Genomic DNA, 18,251 nt, shown 5'->3' on the forward strand with positions numbered 1-18,251 from the left:
CTTGAGGTGTGGGCGGCGGTCAGACGGCGGCGTCGGAGCTCTGCCGCTCGACGGCCTCGTACAGGGCCTTGATGTTCGCGGTGCCGAAGGTGCCGGCGCCCTGGCGCTCGATCAGCTCCAGGAAGTACGTCCGCCGGGGGTGGGTGGAGCGGACGAAGATCTGGAACAGCTGGCCGCCGTGGTCCTGGTCGACGAGCACGTGCAGGTCGCGCAGGGTCTCCACCGGGATCGCCGTCTCGCCGAACCGCTCGGCCAGGGCGTCGAAGTAGGTGCCCGGGGTGCTCAGGAACTCCACGCCGTTGGCCCGGGCGGTGCGGACGGCGGTGGCGATGTCGCCGGTGCGGAAGGCCAGGTGCTGCACTCCGGCGCCGTCGTGGGAGGCCAGGAACTCGTCGATCTGGCCGGGCCGTCGGGTGGTGTCCGGCTCGATCAGGGTGAAGGTGACCTCGCCGGAGGCGCTCTGCACCACGCTGGAGTCCATGGCCTGCCGGCCGACTTCGATGTACTCGCCGAAGATCCGGTGGAAGCCGAGCGCGGCCTCGCAGAACCGTACGGCGTCGGCGAGTTCGCCGGCCGGGACGCAGATCGCGACGTGGTCCAGGGCGTCCAGCAGGCCCGGCTCGTCGGCGGGTTCGGCCGGGCGCGGCGGTACGAACCTCAGCGCGGTGTCGCCGAAGCCGGCGATCAGTCGGCCGGCCCGGTCCAGCACGCGGGCGCCGTGCCGCTCGGCGCGCTCCAGCGCGGCCTGCGGGTCGGTGCAGGCGAGGGCGAGGGCGGCGACGCCGTCCCCGTGCCGGGCGACGAAGCCGGCCACCGGGTGGTCGGGGTCGGCGGCGGAGGCCAGGTGCATCCGGATCGAGCCCTGGCGCAGCCGGATGGTGCGGGCGCCGTCCGGTGCGGTCTCCGGGGCGTCGGCGGCGAAGCCGAAGTCGGCGCAGAGCCCGGCCGCGGTCTTGTCGGCGTCCGCGCAGTGGAACTCGACGTGGGTGATGGACTGGATGGACAACGGGATCTCCCCCGGAGGGATGGAAGGGCGTGGATCGGCGCGCTACTTGGCGGCCCGGGTGGACGCCGGGCCGAGGATCAGGCTGAGGTTGTGGCCGCCGAAGGCGAAGGCGTTGCTCAGCGCGGCGCGCACCGGTGCGGACCGGGCCCCGCCCCGGACGTGGTCCAGGTCGCAGGCCGGGTCGGGGTCGGTCAGGTTGAGTGTCGGCGGCAGCGTCCCCCTCGCCACCGCCAGGGCGGTCACCGCCGCCTCCAACGCGCCCGCGGCGCCGAGGAGATGGCCGGTGGCACCCTTGGTGGAGCTGACCGCGGGCGGGTGCGCGCCGAAGACGGCGCGCAGGGCGGCGGTCTCGGCCACGTCACCGAGCTTGGTGCCGGTGCCGTGGGCGTTCACGTAGTCGATGTCGCCCGGTGCCAGGCCGGCGTTGGCGAGCGCGGAGCGCATCGCGTCGGCGGCGCCGGAGCCGTCGGGGCGGGGCATGGTCGGGTGGTGGGCGTCGGTCGAGGCGCCCCAGCCGATGACGTCCGCGTACCCGGCGGCGCCGCGGGCGTCGGCGTGGTCGGCGCGTTCCAGGACGAGGACGGCGCTGCCCTCGCCGAGCACGAAGCCGTTGCGGCGGGTGTCGAAGGGTCGGCTCGCCTGCTCCGGATCCTCCCAACCCTGCGCGAGCGCACGGGCGTTGGTGAAGGCGGCGGCGATGGTCGGGTGCAGCGAGGACTCGGTGCCGCCGCACACCACCACGTCCGCGTCGCCGGAGCGGATCAGCCGCAGCCCCTCGGCGACGGCCTGGGCACCGGCCGCGCAGGCCGTCACCACGGCCGAACTGTAGCCGCGGATGCCGTGTTTGATGGCGATCCGGGCGGTGGCCATGTTGGAGAGCATGCCCGGCAGCAGGTACGGGCTGACGCCGGGGCGGCCGCGTTCCAGCCGGCGGTGCGACTGCTGCTCGAAGGTCTCCAGTCCGCCGCCGCCGGTGGCCAGCACCACGGCGGTGCGGTGCGGGTCGGCGTCCCGGCCGACGACCAGGCCGGCGTCGGCGAGCGCGTCGTCGGCGGCGGCCAGGGCGAGCAGCACGAAGCGGTCCACGCAGCGGGTCTCGGTGGGCGGCAGCACCTCGCGGCCGTCCACGGCGGGGGCGATCCCGGCGGCGGGCAGCCAGCCGTGCGCGGCGTGGCCCTCGGGGACGGCGGTCAGTCCGGAGCGCCCGGCGTTGAGCGCGTCGAACACCTCGGCGGGCTTGCGGCCGAGCGGCGAGACCAGGCCGAGGCCGGTGACGACGGCGCCCTCGCGGCGGGTCATCGGGCACCGGCCGCGGCGTCGAGGTAGCGCTGGCGCAGCAGCACCTTGCGGACCTTGCCGGTGGGGCCGAGCGGGATGTCGTCCCCGGAGACGACCAGCACCTGGCGTACGGTCGCGGCGGCGGCCTCGTCCAGGGCGGCGATGACGTCCTTGGTCCGGTCGGCGGTCGGGTCGGCGTCGGCGGTGAGGATCAGCAGCACGTCGGTGACCACGCGCTCGCCGTCCCGCACGGCGACCACCGTGCAGTCCGCCACGTCCGGGCGGGCGGCCAGCACCCGCTCCTCCGACATGGCGGTGAACAGCCGCTTGCCGTCGCCGAGTTCGACCGAGTCGACGGCCCGGTCGACGTGGTAGTAGTAGCCCTCCCCGTCCCGGTACATCAGGTCGCCGGTGAGGAAGCGGCCGCGGATCCGGGTGCGGAAGGTGGTGGCCGAGTCGTTCCAGTAGCCGAGTGCCAGGGTCGGTGAGGAGGTGGCGAGTTCGCCGACCTCGCCGGGGCCGAGCGGCTCGCCGTCCGGGCCGACCACCTCGCAGTCGACGAAGGCGTGCGGGCGCCCGACGCAGCGCCCGTAGCGCTCGGTGCCGGGGCCGTGGGTGATGAAGAAGTGCGAGTGGCCCATCTCGGTGGAGCCCAGGCCGTCGACGAACAGCGAGCCCGGCGTCCGGGTGCGGCCCGCGCGGGTGACGGACTCCCGGCTGCCGGTGGCGATCAGGCGGCGGATGTGCACCTCGTGCGCGCAGTCGCCGGTGTTCCACCACAGGGCGACGGTGGCGAGGTCCCGGGCGGCGAGGTCGTGGTGGGCGAGTTCGGCCCAGGTGGCGGCGAAGCCGATCACCCCGGTGGGCCGCCACTGCTCGATCGCGTCCAGCACCCCGGCGCCGGACTGCCGTGACAGCACGGCGAGTTCGGTGTGCGAGCTGAGCGCCAGGTTGAGCGCGATCAGGGTGGCGGCGTGCGGCGCGGGCAGTGCGCTGAGCATCCGGTCCTGGCCCTGCGGGCGGGGCAGCCGCAGCCGGTGGCGGATCGCCGCGTACAGGCTCGCGTGCGAGTGGACGACGGCCTTGGGCATTCCGGTGGTGCCGGAGGAGTGGGTGATCGCCACCGGGTCGCCGGACCAGTGCCGGTACGGCTCGGGGGCGGCGTCCGGGTCGCCCGCGCCGAGGGTGGAGATCTCGGGCAGCAGCGGCGCGCCGGGGTCGTGGCCGGCCAGCGCGGCCAGGTGGGCCGGGTCGGCGAGGACGCCGACGGCGCCGAGGCGGGCGATGTAGCGGGCGGCCCGCTCGCCGTCCACGTTGGGGTTGAGCAGCGCGGGGATGGCGCCGAGCCGGGTCAGGGCGAGGAAGGCGAGCACGTGGTCGGCGGCGTCGCTCGCGAAGACCACCACCGGGTCGCGCCGGGTGATGCCGAGGGCGTGCAGCGCGGCGGCGCGGGCCCGGACGGCGCGGTCGAGTTCGCGCAGGGTGAGCGGTTGCCAGGCGGGGTGGTCGTCCACCGGGGTGTCGAAGGTCAGCAGCGGTTCGTCGAGGCCGAGGCCGAGTGCGAGCCGGGCGGTCAGGACGTTGCCGGCGCCCACGTCGGGGTCGTCCGCGATCAGGCTGCGGACACTGCGGATGGTCACGGGGTGGATCCCTCCCTCGGGGCCGGAGACGGCCCGGGCGGCTGATCGGTTGGCGTGGGTCGGGCGGCCGCGCGGGCGGCGAAGGGTGTCGGCGGGTGTCGGTGGGCTGTCGGCGGGTGCGACGGGGCCTGGGTGGGTGACGGGGCCTGGGTGCTGGTCTGCCGGGTGCGGCTGCTTCAGTCGTCGGGCCTCGTTCGTGGGTACGGCCGGCGGTGGCCGGACGGTTCAGTCGGTGGTGACTGAGGCGGTGACTCGGCCGATGACCGGGACGTCAGCCGGTGACCAGGACGGCCACCGCGTGTCCGGCGGCCTCGCCCGGTCCGTCGTCGCCCGGTTCGGCGTCGCCCGGTTCGGCGGCGATGACCAGCACCTGGTCGGCGTCGCCGTCCGCGAGGAGCAGCGCCGCGAGGTCGAGCGCGTCCGAGGGCACCTGCCCGGGGACGGCGCGGGCCGGGCTGATCGCCACGACGGGGCCGGTCAGGCCCCAGCGGGCGGCGATGTGCCCGAGGACGGCGTTGGGGTTGGACTGGAAGAACAACAGGGGTGCGGGGCGCCGTCCGGGTTCGGCGCTCCGGTCGATGGCCCGCGCGGTGGCGCGGTCGCCGCCGGCGCTGGCCAGCAGCAGTGCGGTTCGCCCGGGGGCGGGCGGGGCGCCGTGGTGGGCGCGCAGGCAGCGGTCGGCGGTGTCGGCGACCAGCGGGTTGAAGCCGGAGGCGGCGAAGCCGGGCAGCGGTGGCGGCGGGCCGGCCAGGTCGGGGTCGGCCGAGCCGGGGTCGGGTCGGCGGGCCTCGGCGAGGACCCGCAGCCGGGCGGCGGCCGGCGCGGGTGCGGCGAAGTTCGTGGCGTCGGGGTCTGTGGCGTCGGTGGTCATGGTGTGGGTGCCGGGGTACGGGGTCGGCGCCGTCGAACGGCGGGCGGGGGCCGGTGGCCGGTCATGCGGGGGCCACCAGCAGGGCGGTGTTGGCGCCGCCGAAGGCGGAGTTGAGGCTGAGTGCGTAGCGGGGGCGGGCGGCGCGGGGGCCGTCGAGGACGAGGTCCAGGCCGACGTCCGGGTCCGGGCCGAGCCAGCCGGCGTTGACCGGGAGCAGGCCGGTGCCCAACGCGCCGATGGTGACGGCGAGTTCGAGCAGGGCGGAGGCTTCCAGGGCGTGCCCGTGGACGGATTTGCTGGAGCTGACCGGGAGTTCGGCGGTGTGCGCGCCGAAGACCCGGCGCAGCGCGCTCGCCTCGGCCTGGTCGGCGAGGGTGGAGCCGGTGCCGTTGGCGTTGACGTAGCCGACCTCGGCCGGGGCGACGCCGGCGCGGGTGAGCGCGGCCTCGACGGCCCGGGCGACTCCGGCGCCGTCCGGTTCGGGGCGGCACACGTGGTGGGCGTCCCCGGCGCGGCCCCAGCCGGCCAGCCGGGCGAGGGCGGTGGCGCCGCGCCGTTCGGCGGCCGGGGCGGCCTCGACCAGCACGGCGGCGACCGCGTCGCCGAGCAGGGTGCCCGTGCGGCCGGTGCTGAACGGGCGCAGCTCGCCGTCCCGGGCCAGCGCGCGGCCGGCGTCGAAGACGGCGAACACGCCCGGCTCGACCAGGTGCCCGGCCGCGACCAGGACCCGCTCGTGCCGCCCGGTGGCGACCAGCGCCGCGGCGTCCGCGACGGCGGTCGCGGCTGCCACGCAGGCGCCGGTGTACACCCGGGTGACGCCCGCGGTGCCCCAGGCGGCGCGGACGCCGGCGGCCACCGCGTCGGCGGTGCCCCTGGTCCGTTCGTCGCTGTGCAGGGCGAGCAGGACGGGCGTGTCCGCGCCGTCGGCGGCGGTCAGTCCGGCCTGGCGGCAGGCCTGGCCGACGGCGTCGAGCACCGCGCGGGCCAGCGGGAAGGTGTGCGCGAGCGGCACGTCGTCGGGCAGCAGGGCGGCCCGGGTGGCGCGGCGGGCGCTCACGTCGAAGCGGGTGACGGGGCCGAAGGCGGTCTTGCCGTGGGCGGCGGCCTCGGTCAGCGGGCCGAGTCCGCGCCCGGCGGCGCTGAGCACGCCGAGCCCGGTGACCACCGGCCGGCCGCGCGGCCGGTGTGCGGAGGGCGCGCCGGTGGTCATGGCCGGGCGCCCACACGTTCGGCCAGGACGGCCGAACGCAGCAGCTCGGTGGCGTCGTCGACCGTCCGGACGGCGCCGAAGCGGTCGTCGTCGAGGTCCACCTGGATGCCGTAGCGCTGCTCGAACTCGGCTATGAGCCAGGTGAGTTCGAGCGATCCGAGGTCGTCGGGCACGGTGTCGGCGGCGCGCTGCCCGAACGCCGCCAGCATCGCGCGGACCTCGGCCCGGTCGGGGAGGGCGGAGCCGCTCACGCCGGGCTGCCGGCGGTGGCAGTGGCAGTGGCGGCGGTGGCGGTGGCGCTGGCGGCGATCCGCTTGACGACGTCGGCGGTGAACTCGTCGAGCGTCATCAGCGCGGTGGTCTCCATCTCGTCGAGGTCGAACTTGATCCCGAACTCGTCCTCGACCTGCACCGACAGCTCGGCCAGCGCGAGCGATTCGAGGTCCAGCCCGGCCGGGCCGAGGTCGGTGTCCCCGGTGACCTCGGAGACGTCGTACTGCATCTCGGTGAGCGAGGCGAGGACGAACTCGCGGACGCGGTCCTGCATGGTGTGGCTCCTTGTCGGGGTGCGTGCGGTGGATCAGAGCGCGGCGGCCGTGGCGGTGCTGCGCAGGGCGGCCGGGTCGCGCAGGAGTTTTCCGGTGGCGGTACGGGGGAGTCGGGGCAGCAGGGCGAGCCGTCGCGGCCGCTTGTAGGCGGCGAGCCGGCGGGTCAGCCCGTCCTGGATGAGGGCGAGGTCGGCGTCGGGTTCGGTGGCGAGGTAGGCCTCGATCGCGCCGTCCTCGAAGACCACGACGGCCTCGCGGACCTCGGGCAGCGCGGTGAGCGTCTGCTCGACCTCGGTGAGGTCGACCTTGAGGCCGCCGATCGAGACCTGCGAGTCCAGGCGGCCGAGGACGGTGACCAGGCCGGTGGCCGGGTCGAGTTCGGCCGCGTCGCGGGTGTGCAGCCAGCCGTCCGACCAGCGGGTCGGGTCGTCCAGCCCCGGGTAGGGCGAGGATTCCGCGCCGATTCGCAGTTCGCCCGCGACCAGCCGCAGCCGCATCCCGTGGACGGGCTGCTTGGCCGGGTGGAGCGTGCCGGACAGGTCGGTGGCGATGACCCCGGTCTCGGTCATCCCGTACATGGTGCCGAGCGGGACGCCGTAGCGGTCGGCGAACAGCGCGGGCAGGCCCGGGCGGACCAGCTCGCCGGCCACGATCATCCGCCGCAGCCCCGGCAGCGCCGGGGGAGTGACGGCGCCGGCCAGCAGTTCGGCGTGGAAGGGCACTCCGATGACGGTGGTCGGCCGGTCGCCGGCGGCGACCGCGGCGAGGATGCCCGCCGCCGTCATCCGCTCGGGCACGGTGAGCGAGGCCCGGGCGTGCAGACTGTTGAGCAGTCCGCCGACCAGGCCGAGCACGTGCACCACGGAGGACAGCAGGACGACCCGCTCGCCCTCGCCGGGGAACTCCACCAGCCTGTGGTAGCAGTCGAGTTCGCGGAGCAGGTCGGAGGCCGTGCGGGCGATGACCTTGGCCGGGCCGGTGGACCCGGAGCTGAGCTGGATCAGCGCGTGCCCGGTGCGGGCCGGGCGCCCTTCCGGCAGCCGGACGGCCACCGGCTCGACCTCGGAGAAGCCGCGCAGGGCCGCCGCGGGCCGGTGGGCGGAGCCTACCAGGACCTGCGGGGCCAGCCGCGCCACCGCCGCGTCGACCTCGTGGTCCGTCAATCGGTGGTCGAGCAGAGCCACTTGGGCGCCGAGCCGCCAGCACGCCAGCAGCACCGTGACGAACGCCACCGAGGGCGGCAGCCGTAGCGCGGCCGTGCCGCCGGGGCCGAGTCCGGCCGCGGCGAGGTGCGCGGCCTGTTCGTCGACCAGGGCGCGCAGGGCGTCCCGGTCGAGTGGTACGCCGAGATGCAGGCACTCCTCGCCTCCAGGACCGGCCAGCAACAGCCGGTCGACCCAGGCGTCCGGGGCGTCGGCGTGCGGCGGTGAGGAAGGCGGAAGTGAAGAGGGGGAAATGCCGGTCAACACCGCTCCACACAAGTGAGGGGATTTGACATGGACGCCGTTCACAACCAAAACGGTCAATTCCGTTGCCAGACGATTGCACAGACGTTTGGTCAAATCAAGGTCTATACCAATGTGGTTGTTGCTCCTACGCTGCCGAACCGGGGCTGGTCCACGCGTGGCCGCCCGGAATCGAGGATGCCCGTGGGAGAACTCACGCTGGCCGGGATGGAGCGCGCCGCGCGCGCGCAACTTTCCCCGGAAATATGGGACTTCATCGAAGGCGGCAGCGGCACGGAACGCACCGTGGCGGCGAACCGGGAAATGTTCGCGCGCTATGCACTGCGCCCGCGCACGATGGTCGACGTCTCCGACTGCTCGCCCGCGAGCACGCTGCTCGGCGCGCCGCTCGGCCTGCCGGTCGGCATCGCCCCGATGGCCTACCACCGGCTGGTCGACCCGGAGGGCGAGACCGCCACCGCGCGCGCCGCCGGCCGCGCCGGGGCCCTGCTGGTCGCCGGCATGTTCGCCAGCCGCACGCTGGAGGAGATCGCGGCCGCCGCCACCGGTCCGCTCTGGCTCCAGCTGTACTGGCTGCGCGAGCGCGCCGCGCTCGCCGCCCTGGTCGAACGCGCCGAGGCGGCCGGCTACCGCGCGCTCGTCCTGACCGTGGACGCCCCCAGGATCGGCCGCCGCCTGCGCGACCTGCGCAACGGCTTCGCGATCCCGCCCGCCGTCCGCGCCGTCAACCTGGACCAGGACCTGATGTCCGCCAGCCACCGCGCGACGGACGGCGGCTCGGGCATCGCCGAGCACGCCCGCGAACAGTTCGACCCCACCCTGACCTGGGCCGACCTCGACTGGCTGCGCGCCCGCACCCGGCTGCCGCTGGTCCTCAAGGGCATCCTGACCGCCGAGGACGCCCGGCTCGCCGCCGAGCACGGCGCCGACGCCGTCGTGGTCTCCAACCATGGCGGGCGGCAACTCGACGGCGCTCTGCCCTCCCTGGCCGCACTGCCCGAGGTCGTCGACGCCGTACCCGCCGACCTGCCGGTGCTGCTCGACGGCGGGGTGCGCACCGGCGCCGACATCGCCGTCGCGCTCGCCCTCGGCGCCCGCGCCGTCCTGGTCGGCCGTCCGGTGTTCTGGGGCCTCGCCACCGAGGGGGAGGCGGGTGTGCACCGAGTCCTCGACCTGCTGCGCGACGAACTGGAGCACACCATGGCCCTGTTGGGCCGCCCCCGGCTCGCCGACCTGGACCGCACGGCCCTCGCCCCCTGGCCCTGCCCGGCCGGCTGAACCGCGCACCGCCTGCACCACGTTGTCCGTACTGGATGGAGAACAACAGATGACCGAACCGACCCCCGAGACCGAACGCAACGACCCCTTCCCCGGCTGGGACTGGGACGACCCCGACGGCCTCGCCACCCGCCTGGACGCCTTCAGCGAGCAGGTCGCCACCTGCGACACGCTCGAAGCGCACCCCGGCGGGCTGCCCCGCGACCACGCCGGATTCCGCGAACTCGGCCTCACCGGAATCGAGTTCGCCGCCTTCCGGACCGCCCACCCGGAAGGACTCGGCACCGACCTCACCACCCTGCGCAGCCCCGACGCCGCCACCGAACCCGGCACCCTCTACCGGGTCGACGGCGACCGCTGGTTCACCCAGCTCGACATCGGCCGGCCGCTGCCCTTCGCCGACGCCAGCGTCGACTGGGTCTACGCCGAGCACCTGATCGAGCACGTCACCATGCCGGTCGCGGTCGGCTGGCTGCGCGAGGTGCGCCGCGTCCTGCGCCCCGGCGGCGTGCTGCGCCTCACCACCCCGGACCTCGCCCGCTACCTGGCCGGCTACGCCAACGAGGACGGCTTCCTCGCCAAGCACCGCCGCCGCCTCACCACCCTCGGCTTCGGCCCGCCGATGCCCGCCCGCCCGGCCTTCCTGGTCAACCAGATCTTCCGCCACTACGGGCACCAGTGGATCTACGACCTGGACGAGCTGCGCCACGTCCTCACCCTCGCCGGCTTCGAACCCGAGCGGATCCGCCACTGCGCCTACCGCCAGGGCGCCCGCCCCGACGTCGCCGACCTCGACACCGCGTTCCGCACCGACGAGACCGTCTACGTCGAAGCCGACCGCTAGGCCCTCGTGTCCTCAGGCCCATGGACCCCTGGATCCTGAAGTCCTCAGGCCCTGAGTCCGCCCGCCGACGCCTCCGCACCGGATCTGTACCGAACGGGACCACCCATGCCCCTGCACCCCCAGGCCGAGGCGCTGCGCGCCCGGCGCGCGAGCGGCGGTGCGCCGCCGCTCTACACCCTCACCCTGGCCGAGGCCCGCGCCGCCGACCTCGCCGACATCCGCGCCGCGGCCGGGAGCCCCGAGCCGGTCGCCGCCGTCGAGGAGCACCGTATCCCCGGCCCGGGCGGCGAACTCGCCCTGCGGCTCTACCGCCCCGAGCCGCCCGGCCGTCAACTACCGGCCCTGCTGTACCTGTTCGGTGGCGGGTGGGCCCTCGGCTCGCCGGACACCAGCGACGCGATCTGCCGCCGGCTGACCAACGCGGCCGGCTGCGTCACCGCCTCCGTCGGCTACCGGCTCGCCCCCGAACACCCCTTCCCCGCGGCCGTCCACGACTGCCGCGCCGCGCTGTACTGGCTCGCCGCACACGCCGGCGAGCTCGGCGTCGACCCGGGTCGGCTCGCCGTCGGCGGCGACAGCGCCGGCGGCAACCTCACCGCCGCCCTCACCCTGATCGCCCGCGACGAGAACGGCCCGGCCCTGCGCCACCAACTGCTCGTCTACCCGAACACCGACCACGCCGCCGACACCCCCTCGCTGCGCGAGCACGACGACCCGATGCTCTTCAACCGCCGCTCGGTGGCCTGGTACTGGGGCCACTACCTGGCCGACCCCGCCGACGGCGCCCACCCGCACGCCTCCCCGTTGCGCGCCCCCGGCCTGGCCGGACTGCCGCCCGCGACCGTCATCACCGCCGAGTACGACCCGCTGCGCGACGAGGGCGAGCAGTACGCCGAGGCGCTGCGCGCGGCCGGCGTCCCGGTGGAGCGCCGCCGCTACGCCGGCATGCCGCACGGCTTCTTCGCCATGACCGGCACCCTGGACGCGGCCGCCGACGCCCAGCGCTACGCCGCCGAGCGGCTGCGCGAGGCCCTGCGGTGAGCGCGCCCGAGCCCCTGCCCCTGGCCGACCTGCACGCCAGCCTGGCCGACCCGCTGCTGGACGCGATGACCTTCCTCAACGAGGTCACCACCCGTTACCCCGACGCCGTCTCCTTCGCCCCCGGCCGCCCCTACGAGGGCTTCTTCGAACCCGAGGACGTCCCCGCCTACCTGGACACCTACCTCGCCCACCTGGCGGCCCGCGGCCTCGACCGGGACGCCGTGCGCACCGCGCTGTTCCAGTACGGCCCCACCAAGGGGATCATCGCCGACCTGGTCGCCCGCACCCTCGCCAACGACGAGGGCCTGGCGGTGGCCCCCGAGGCCCTGGTGCTGACGGTCGGCGCCCAGGAGGGCATGCTGCTCACCCTGCGCGCGCTGTGCGCCGGCCCGGACGACGTCCTGCTGGTCAGCTCGCCCTGCTACGTCGGGGTCACCGGCGCCGCCCGGCTGCTCGACCTGACCACCCTCCCCGTCCCCGAGGGCCCGGCCGGCGGCCCCGACCCGGAGGCCGTGCGCGCCGCCGCCCGGGCGGTGCGGGCCGAGGGCCGCCGCCCGCGCGCCCTCTACGTCGTCCCGGACTTCGCCAACCCCTCGGGCACCAGCATGCCCGTCGCGGCCCGCACCCGGCTGCTGGAGACGGCCGCCGAGGAGGGCCTGCTCGTCATCGAGGACAACCCGTACGGCTTCTTCGCCCGCGACCCGGGGGAGCGGCCGACGCTCAAGGCGCTCGACCGCCGCCGCCAGGTGGTCTACCTGGGCTCCTTCGCCAAGACCTGCTTCCCCGGCGCCCGCCTCGGCTACGTCGTGGCCGACCAGGAGGTGGCCGGCCCCGGCGGGCGGCGCACCCTGCTGGCGGACGAACTGGCCAAGCTGAAGAGCATGACGACGGTCAACACGCCCGCGCTCAGCCAGGCCGTCATCGGCGGCATGCTGCTGCGCCACGACTGCCGGCTGCGCGCCGCCAACGCCGCCGCCACGGCCCACTACGCGGCGGGCATGGACACCCTGCTGCGGGAGCTGGACCGGCACTTCCCGGCCTCCGAGCGGCGCCGTTCGGGCGTGTCCTGGAACCGGCCCGAGGGCGGCTTCTTCGCCGTGCTGACCGTCCCGTTCGCCGCCGACGACGCGGCGATGGAGCGCTGTGCCCGCGGGTACGGGGTGCTGTGGACGCCGATGGCGCCGTTCTACCCGGCGGGCGGCGGGGAGCACCGCCTGAGGCTCTCGATCAGTTCGCTGACACAGACTCAGATTATCGACGGTGTGGCAAAGTTGGCAGCGTTCATCGCCTCCCGGGCGATCGCTTCCTGAACGACGCTCGCAACAGCAGGAGGGGCCCGGCTCGTGAGCCGGGCCCCTCCTCGTGCACGTGTCCCCGTCCTCGTGCGTCGTGTCTCAGCGCACCCGGGTGGAGAACAACCGGGCCGACCAGTACACCGACAGCACGGTCATCACCACGACGACCAGCAGGCCCTGCCACACCGCACTGTCCCCGAGGTGGCCGGAGAACAGCGCGCGCATGCCCTCCACCGCCCAGTAGAAGGGGTTCCACTTGGCGGTCTGCTGCAGCCAGTGCGGCGCCAGGGTGAGCGGCAGCAGCACCCCCGAGAGCAGCGCGATCGGCTGCGCGATGGTGTTCACCACCGGTGCCATCGCCGCGTCCGTCGGCACCATCAGCGCGATGCCGTAGGAGATCGCCGAGGTCATCAGCGCCAGCAGCCCGAGCAGCAGGTAGGCGAGCAGCAGGTTCAGCGGGCTCACCCGCAGCCCGAACGGCAGCGCGATCAGGGTGATCAGGACGGCCTGCACCAGCAGCGCCACCATCTCCCGCAGCGCCCGCCCGAGCAGCAGCGCCAGCCGGCTCACCGGCGTCACCCGGGAGCGCTCGATGATGCCGGCCCTCAGCTCGCCGAGCAGGCTGAAGCCGGTGAACAGCCCGCCGAAGATGCACAGCACCGCCAGCAGGCCCGGCACGTACACCTGGTAGGCGTCGGCGTAGCTGCTGGCACCGTCGGGGGCGAGCACCTTCTTCAACAGCGGGGCGAACAGCAGCAGGTAGAACACGGGCTGGATGATCCCGACGGCGATCCAGATCGGGGTGCGGATCATCAGCAGCACCTGGCGCTGGAAGACCAGCCAGGTGTCGCGGGCGAGCTTCATGGTCTCCCCAGGAATGGGCGGATCAGGACTGCTGGAGCGAACGGCCGGTGCGGGCCAGGAACACGTCGTCCAGGCTGGGGCGTTGGAGCTGGACGGTGCCGGGCGTCACGCCCGCCCCGTCCAGCGCGCGCAGCAGCTGCGGGATGGCCGCCGCGCCGTCCTCCAGGTAGAGCCGCAGTCCGTCCTCCCCGCTGAACTCCAGCCGGTGCAGGTACGGCTGCGGGCGCAGCACCTCGGCGGCCCGCTCGGCGACGCCCTCTCCGGGCTCCAACCCGAGCAGCACGACGTCGCCGGAGATCTCGCGCTTGAGCACCTCGGGCGTGCCCTCGGCCACCACCTGGCCGTGGTCGACGATCGCGACCCGGTCGCACAGGGCGTCGGCCTCGTCGAGGTAGTGCGTGGTGACGACGACGGTCATGCCCTCGGTGCGCAGCCGGCGGATCTCCTCCCACACGTACGCCCGGCTGGCCGGGTCCAGCCCGACCGTGGGCTCGTCCAGGAACAGCACCCGGGGCTCGTGGATGACGCCGAGCGCGATGTCCACCCGGCGGCGCTGGCCGCCGGAGTAGGTGGCGCACGGGCGGTCGCCGAATTCGGCCAGGTCGAAGGCCTTGAGCGCGCCCTCGGCGGCCTGGACGGCCTGCGCCTTGGCGACGCCGTACATCCGGGCCTGGAGCACCAGCTCCTCGCGGGCGCTGACGGTGTCGGTGGTGCCGCCGCCCTGGGCGACGTAGCCGATCCGGCGGCGTACACCGGCCGGGTCGGTGAAGAGGTCGGCCCCGGCGATGCTGGCCTGACCGCCGTCCGGGCGGATCAGGGTGGCCAGCATGCGCAGGGTGGTGGTCTTCCCGGCGCCGTTGGGCCCGAGGAAACCGTAGATCTCGCCCGCGTCGACGGACAGGTCGATGCCGCGCACAGCGTCGACGGTGGGGTTCTCGCCGCTCTTGCGGGAGGTCTTCTTGCGATAGGACTTGCGCAGTCCCGTGGTCTCGATCAACCGGAACTCCCGTGCGGGGATGGGCTGCCACGGCACCTGGGAAGGCGGTGCTCGGCACCTGCGAAGGCGGTGCTGGGCGCCACCCTAGGCCGAACTCAGGCCCGGAGACAATGGCCTAGACCAATGGACGTTGATCTTCCGGTCTGCTACAGGGTCCCCGGCAGCGGCTGTCGGAAGTCCTGCCCGGCTCGGGCCGCCAGGGCCTCCAGCCGGTCCGCGGCAGTGGCCGCCCCGCCGCCCGCGCGCAGCGCCTCGCCGACCCGAACCGCGCTGCGCCGGTAGTCGGCCGTGTCCAGGACGGCCCGCAGGGCCCGCGCCAGCCGCTCCGGCGTCACCCGGGCGAACGGCACCCGCAGCCCCGCCCCGGCCGCCGCCACCTGCGCCGCGACGAACGGCTGGTCGTGCCGGATCGGTGCGGTGACCAGCGGCAGGCCGTGCGTCAGGGCCTCGCCGACGGTGTTCATCCCGCCGTGGCACAGCACCGCGTCCAGCGCGCCGCGCGCCATCAGCTCCAGCACCGGCGCCCGGTCCACCGCGACGGCCTGCGGCGGCAGTTCGGGCAGCAGCTCGCGCGGGGCGGCGAACACCGGCTGCACGTCGTCGCCGCACAGCTCCAGCGCCCGGGCGGCCCGCGCGTGGAAGTCCGCGCCCAGCTCGCCGGCCAGTGTGCCCATGGTGACCAGCACCCGCCGGCGCCCGGGCAGCAGCCGCTCCCACGGGAAGTCCGGATCGGCCGGCCGAACGGAGTGGACCGGCCCGACCAGCGCGTGGTGCGGGGGCGGCGCGTCGTCACCGGTCAGCGCGGGACCAGTGGTCGCCAGCACCAGGGCGGGGGAGAAACGCGGGTCCACGTACTCCTGCACGGGCAGCCGGGCGCGCTCCCACAACCCGCGCAGCAGGCCGGTCATCCAGGCCTCCACCTGCGGCAGCGCCCGGTACGGGCGGCCCAGTTCCATCGCCCCGGGCGCGAAGCTCGCCCACGGCAGGCCGTGCCGGTGGGCGGCCAGCGCGCCCGCCGGGGTGTGCTGGTCGACGAGCAGGACGTCCGGTCGGAACTCCCGCACGATCGCGTCCAGCGGCTTCGCGGTGAACCGCGCGTACGGGACGATGAAGCCCTCCCAGAGCGAACGCAGCGCGGCGAGCCCGTGCCCGCCCTGCGCCCGGAACGCCCGGGTGCCGGTGCCGAGCACCTGGGCCCCGGGACCGAGCAGCGGGCGCAGCACCGACTCGGTGCCGGTCCAGGCGACGTCGTGTCCGCGCGCGGTCAACTCGGCGGCGATGCCCGCCGCGGGATTGACGTGGCCGGTCAACGGGGGCATCACCAGCAGGAACCGGGTCATCGCGCACGCTCCTCGGGGATCAGTTTCTGCAGGTCGGCGACGGTCAGCGCTTCCAGGGCGGCCAGGTCCAGCCCGGCGCGCAGCCGGGCCAGGTCGGCCGCCGGGCCGAAGCGTTCGCGCAGGCGCCCGGCGAGCGCGGCCAGTTCGCCCTCGTCGAGCAGCAGGTCGCCGTCCAGCCGGGCGTCCGGGGTCAGCCGGTCGGCCCAGCCGGGCGGTGCCCCGGCGGCCTCGGCCAGCAGCGCGGCCAGCTCGGGGTGCAACGGCGCGGCGGGGTGCTGCGGTTCACGGTCGGACGACGTGTGAGAAATGGCATCGGACATCGAAGGGGTCTCCCACCTGCTCGACGGCACGGGGGTGAACGCGTAGGCCCCGCAGGCGGATCCGGCGGCCTCGGAGACGAACGCGACGGTGAAGGGCCCGAGATCACTTGTGCGACCAGGCGGGCGTCGGAATACTAGCCCGCGTGACAGCACTGGAGGCAGTGGCCGTTCACCTCCCCCCGCACGCCGTGCCCATCGAGGCGGTTGGTGAGCGGATCGGCCTGACCCCACGTCAACTTCGACTCTTCCGCCGCTTCCACGGACTGGACCAGCTACGTCTGGACCCGTCCGGGACGCTGCCCGACCTGCTTGACTCCGCCCTCGACAACCTGCCTGAGCTGCGCGGACGCGAACGGGACGTCCGTTTCGTGATCCACGCGCGCAGCATGCCGGTGGCGGTGCCCTACCCGCTCAACCCACTGCACGACCTGCTCGCCCCGCGCGGCCTCGCGCACGCCAACGCCTTCACGGTGACCCACCACGCGTGCGCGGTGGGCCTGCTGGCCATCGACCTGGCCGGCCGGCTGCTCGCCGCCGAGCCCGACCCGCGGGCACTGGCGCTCATCCTGGCGGGCGAGAAGACCTTCACCAAGGACGCCCAGGTGGTGCCCGAGACCGGTATCTTCGCCGAGGGCGCGGCCGCCTGTCTGGTGAGCGCCGACGGCGAGCGCCACCGGGTGCTCTCCTTCGCGGTGCGCCAGCGCCCGGAGTTCGACGGCCGGCTGGCCGAGGACGCGGACCTCCTGGCCCGCTACCAGCGCGAGTACCCCAACGTGATGGTGGAGGCGATCGAGGCCGCCCTGGACGAGGCCGGTCTGGACCTCTCCGACCTGGCCGCGGTGCTTCCGCACAACGTCAACCAGGCGTCGTGGCGGATGATAGCGCGCCGGATCGGCTATCCGCTCGACAAGGTGGTGCTGGACAACGTGCTGTCGGTGGGGCACAGTTTCGCTGCGGACAGCCTCATCAATCTTCACACCGCCACCACGCGGGGGCTGCTGCGCCGCGGCGACCACTACCTGATCGCCGCCGCCGGTGTCGGAGCCACCTTCTCCGCGATGGCGGTCCGCTGCTGACGAAGCGTCGGCTTCGTCCGTCTTTCCCACGCCAGACCACTCTCCCACGTACGACGGGACGGGACACCCATGTCAGAACCTGTGGTCCAGACCACTGACCCCGAGCTGCGCGAGCGGATCCGCACCGGCATCGGCGAGCTGCTGCCCCGAGTCCTCAAGCGCGAACTGCCCGAGATCCCCGAGAACGCCTGCCTCTTCGACGACCTCGGCCTCACCTCCGCCGGCACCATCGAGCTCATCCTGGAGCTGGAGGAGTCGCTCGACATCCAGGTGGACGTCGAGCAGATCACCGAGGACGACCTGCGCTCGGTCGCCAAGCTGGCCGACTACGTCGCCGGACACGTCATCCCCGAGGACTGACCAGGTGGCCGACCACGGCCTGCGGATCACCCGGGCGCTCGCGCGGCGCTTCGACGGCCGCTCGGAGGCCTCGCTCCATCCGGACCTGCGGGTGTTCGTCTCCGACCTCGTCCGCCCCTACGGCCTGCCGCTGCGCGAGGACCTGCTGAGCGAGGGCGTCGGCCACTCCTACGAGGAGCTGGCCGCCGGCCTGGTGCGCGAGGCGCTCGCCGAGGACGAGCCCGTCGACCTGCTGATCCTGGCCTTCGACACCCCGGACGTCCGACCGGGTGCGCCGTCCTCGCTGGCGCTTAGCCGATCCTGTCCGGGCACGCCGCTCGCCTTCGCGGTCTGCGACCAGGGCGTCGCAGCGGCCTTCACCGCGCTGCGCCTCGCGGTCGACTACCACCGCACCGGATCCTGCCGCCGGGCGGTCGTGGTGCTCGCCGAGCAGACCGCGCTGCACCACGAGCCGGCCGCGCCGGTGGCGCTGCCGGAGCGGCACGGTGTGGTGGTGCTGGTCTGCGAGGAGGCCCCCGGGCCTGACATGACCGTCCACCAGATGCCCGGTGCCGAGCTGTCGGATGCGGTGGTGCGGGCCCGGGCCGCCGAGCTGGGGCCCGACCCGGCGCTCGTGCTCGGCCCCGGGCTGGCCGGTGCCGAGGGCTCGGCGGCCCAGCCGTTCACCGGGGCCTGGGCGCAGCTCGCCGAGCAGCTGCCCGCCTGGCGGGCGCAGGGGCGCCCCGTCCTGGTCGCCGACCTGGACCGCAGGCTCGGCGTGCTGAGCGCGTTGACCCTTCCGTAGTCATGGTTCGGTTCATGCCAACTCTCCTGTCTC

At 74.7% G+C, this 18,251-nt stretch carries 19 protein-coding genes; 7 read left to right on the forward strand and 12 right to left on the reverse strand.

Annotated features, from left to right (window positions below; genetic code table 11):
- Positions 1-19 precede the first annotated feature (19 nt).
- From hppD to AC07BF_RS18840, 8 genes are all read right to left on the reverse strand, one after another.
- Complete coding sequence (gene hppD, locus AC07BF_RS18805; protein WP_363582526.1) at positions 20-1,006, reverse strand: 4-hydroxyphenylpyruvate dioxygenase; 987 nt, start codon at positions 1,004-1,006, stop codon at positions 20-22.
- A 42-nt stretch (positions 1,007-1,048) separates the two neighbouring features.
- Entirely contained in the window at positions 1,049-2,305 is a 1,257-nt protein-coding gene (locus AC07BF_RS18810) for a beta-ketoacyl-[acyl-carrier-protein] synthase family protein (RefSeq protein WP_363617211.1), read from the reverse strand.
- Complete coding sequence (locus tag AC07BF_RS18815; protein ID WP_363582530.1) at positions 2,302-3,924, reverse strand: class I adenylate-forming enzyme family protein; 1,623 nt, start codon at positions 3,922-3,924, stop codon at positions 2,302-2,304. The genes AC07BF_RS18810 and AC07BF_RS18815 overlap by 4 nt, the downstream gene beginning before the upstream one ends.
- A gap of 271 nt (positions 3,925-4,195) precedes the next feature.
- Positions 4,196-4,795 (reverse strand): hypothetical protein, encoded by a 600-nt coding sequence (locus AC07BF_RS18820; RefSeq protein WP_363632638.1) that lies wholly within the window; start codon positions 4,793-4,795, stop codon positions 4,196-4,198.
- Positions 4,796-4,856: 61 nt separating this feature from the next.
- Positions 4,857-6,005: a beta-ketoacyl synthase N-terminal-like domain-containing protein gene (locus AC07BF_RS18825; RefSeq protein ID WP_363632640.1), complete on the reverse strand. Its 1,149-nt coding sequence runs from the start codon at positions 6,003-6,005 to the stop codon at positions 4,857-4,859.
- On the reverse strand, positions 6,002-6,256 hold the full coding sequence (locus AC07BF_RS18830) for an acyl carrier protein (protein WP_350885552.1): 255 nt from the start codon (positions 6,254-6,256) through the stop codon (positions 6,002-6,004). The genes AC07BF_RS18825 and AC07BF_RS18830 overlap by 4 nt, the downstream gene beginning before the upstream one ends.
- A complete protein-coding gene (locus AC07BF_RS18835) occupies positions 6,253-6,552 on the reverse strand; it encodes a phosphopantetheine-binding protein (protein ID WP_478333616.1) in 300 nt (99 codons plus the stop codon). The genes AC07BF_RS18830 and AC07BF_RS18835 overlap by 4 nt, the downstream gene beginning before the upstream one ends.
- Positions 6,553-6,585: 33 nt before the next feature.
- Complete coding sequence (locus AC07BF_RS18840) at positions 6,586-8,022, reverse strand: class I adenylate-forming enzyme family protein (protein WP_400805803.1); 1,437 nt, start codon at positions 8,020-8,022, stop codon at positions 6,586-6,588.
- Positions 8,023-8,196: 174 nt separating this feature from the next.
- Here AC07BF_RS18840 and AC07BF_RS18845 point away from each other — a divergent pair, with 174 nt between their 5' ends.
- From AC07BF_RS18845 to AC07BF_RS18860, 4 genes are all read left to right on the forward strand, one after another.
- On the forward strand, positions 8,197-9,297 hold the full coding sequence (locus AC07BF_RS18845) for an alpha-hydroxy acid oxidase (protein ID WP_400805801.1): 1,101 nt from the start codon (positions 8,197-8,199) through the stop codon (positions 9,295-9,297).
- A 49-nt stretch (positions 9,298-9,346) separates the two neighbouring features.
- The gene (locus AC07BF_RS18850; protein ID WP_363582542.1) at positions 9,347-10,141 is read left to right on the forward strand and encodes a class I SAM-dependent methyltransferase; all 795 of its coding nucleotides are present in this window, start codon (positions 9,347-9,349) and stop codon (positions 10,139-10,141) included.
- Between the two features lie 105 nt (positions 10,142-10,246).
- Positions 10,247-11,182, forward strand: coding sequence for an alpha/beta hydrolase (locus AC07BF_RS18855; protein WP_400984978.1), 936 nt, complete (start codon positions 10,247-10,249; stop codon positions 11,180-11,182).
- Positions 11,179-12,492 carry an aminotransferase-like domain-containing protein gene (locus tag AC07BF_RS18860; RefSeq protein ID WP_478333617.1) on the forward strand — a complete coding sequence of 438 codons (1,314 nt, stop codon included), beginning with the start codon at positions 11,179-11,181 and terminating at the stop codon, positions 12,490-12,492. Before AC07BF_RS18855 ends, AC07BF_RS18860 begins: the two co-directional genes overlap by 4 nt.
- An 84-nt stretch (positions 12,493-12,576) precedes the next feature.
- Here AC07BF_RS18860 and AC07BF_RS18865 read toward each other — a convergent pair whose 3' ends face one another.
- From AC07BF_RS18865 to AC07BF_RS18880, 4 genes are all read right to left on the reverse strand, one after another.
- On the reverse strand, positions 12,577-13,341 hold the full coding sequence (locus tag AC07BF_RS18865) for an ABC transporter permease (protein WP_363582548.1): 765 nt from the start codon (positions 13,339-13,341) through the stop codon (positions 12,577-12,579).
- Positions 13,342-13,363: 22 nt separating this feature from the next.
- On the reverse strand, positions 13,364-14,338 hold the full coding sequence (locus tag AC07BF_RS18870; protein WP_363582550.1) for an ATP-binding cassette domain-containing protein: 975 nt from the start codon (positions 14,336-14,338) through the stop codon (positions 13,364-13,366).
- A gap of 146 nt (positions 14,339-14,484) precedes the next feature.
- Positions 14,485-15,678 carry a glycosyltransferase gene (locus AC07BF_RS18875; RefSeq protein ID WP_478333618.1) on the reverse strand — a complete coding sequence of 398 codons (1,194 nt, stop codon included), beginning with the start codon at positions 15,676-15,678 and terminating at the stop codon, positions 14,485-14,487.
- Positions 15,675-15,998 carry a hypothetical protein gene (locus AC07BF_RS18880; RefSeq protein ID WP_478333619.1) on the reverse strand — a complete coding sequence of 108 codons (324 nt, stop codon included), beginning with the start codon at positions 15,996-15,998 and terminating at the stop codon, positions 15,675-15,677. The genes AC07BF_RS18875 and AC07BF_RS18880 overlap by 4 nt, the downstream gene beginning before the upstream one ends.
- Positions 15,999-16,141: 143 nt before the next feature.
- On the opposite strand from AC07BF_RS18880, the gene AC07BF_RS18885 reads away from it, so the two are divergent.
- The 3 genes from AC07BF_RS18885 (at position 16,142) to AC07BF_RS18895 (ending at position 18,218) form a co-directional block, all read left to right on the forward strand.
- Positions 16,142-17,074 carry a 3-oxoacyl-[acyl-carrier-protein] synthase III C-terminal domain-containing protein gene (locus tag AC07BF_RS18885; protein ID WP_363582555.1) on the forward strand — a complete coding sequence of 311 codons (933 nt, stop codon included), beginning with the start codon at positions 16,142-16,144 and terminating at the stop codon, positions 17,072-17,074.
- A gap of 69 nt (positions 17,075-17,143) precedes the next feature.
- On the forward strand, positions 17,144-17,434 hold the full coding sequence (locus AC07BF_RS18890) for a phosphopantetheine-binding protein (RefSeq protein ID WP_478333620.1): 291 nt from the start codon (positions 17,144-17,146) through the stop codon (positions 17,432-17,434).
- A gap of 4 nt (positions 17,435-17,438) precedes the next feature.
- Positions 17,439-18,218 carry a hypothetical protein gene (locus AC07BF_RS18895; protein WP_478333621.1) on the forward strand — a complete coding sequence of 260 codons (780 nt, stop codon included), beginning with the start codon at positions 17,439-17,441 and terminating at the stop codon, positions 18,216-18,218.
- Positions 18,219-18,251 lie beyond the last annotated feature (33 nt).

This window comes from Kitasatospora sp. NPDC043950 (assembly GCF_056435345.1).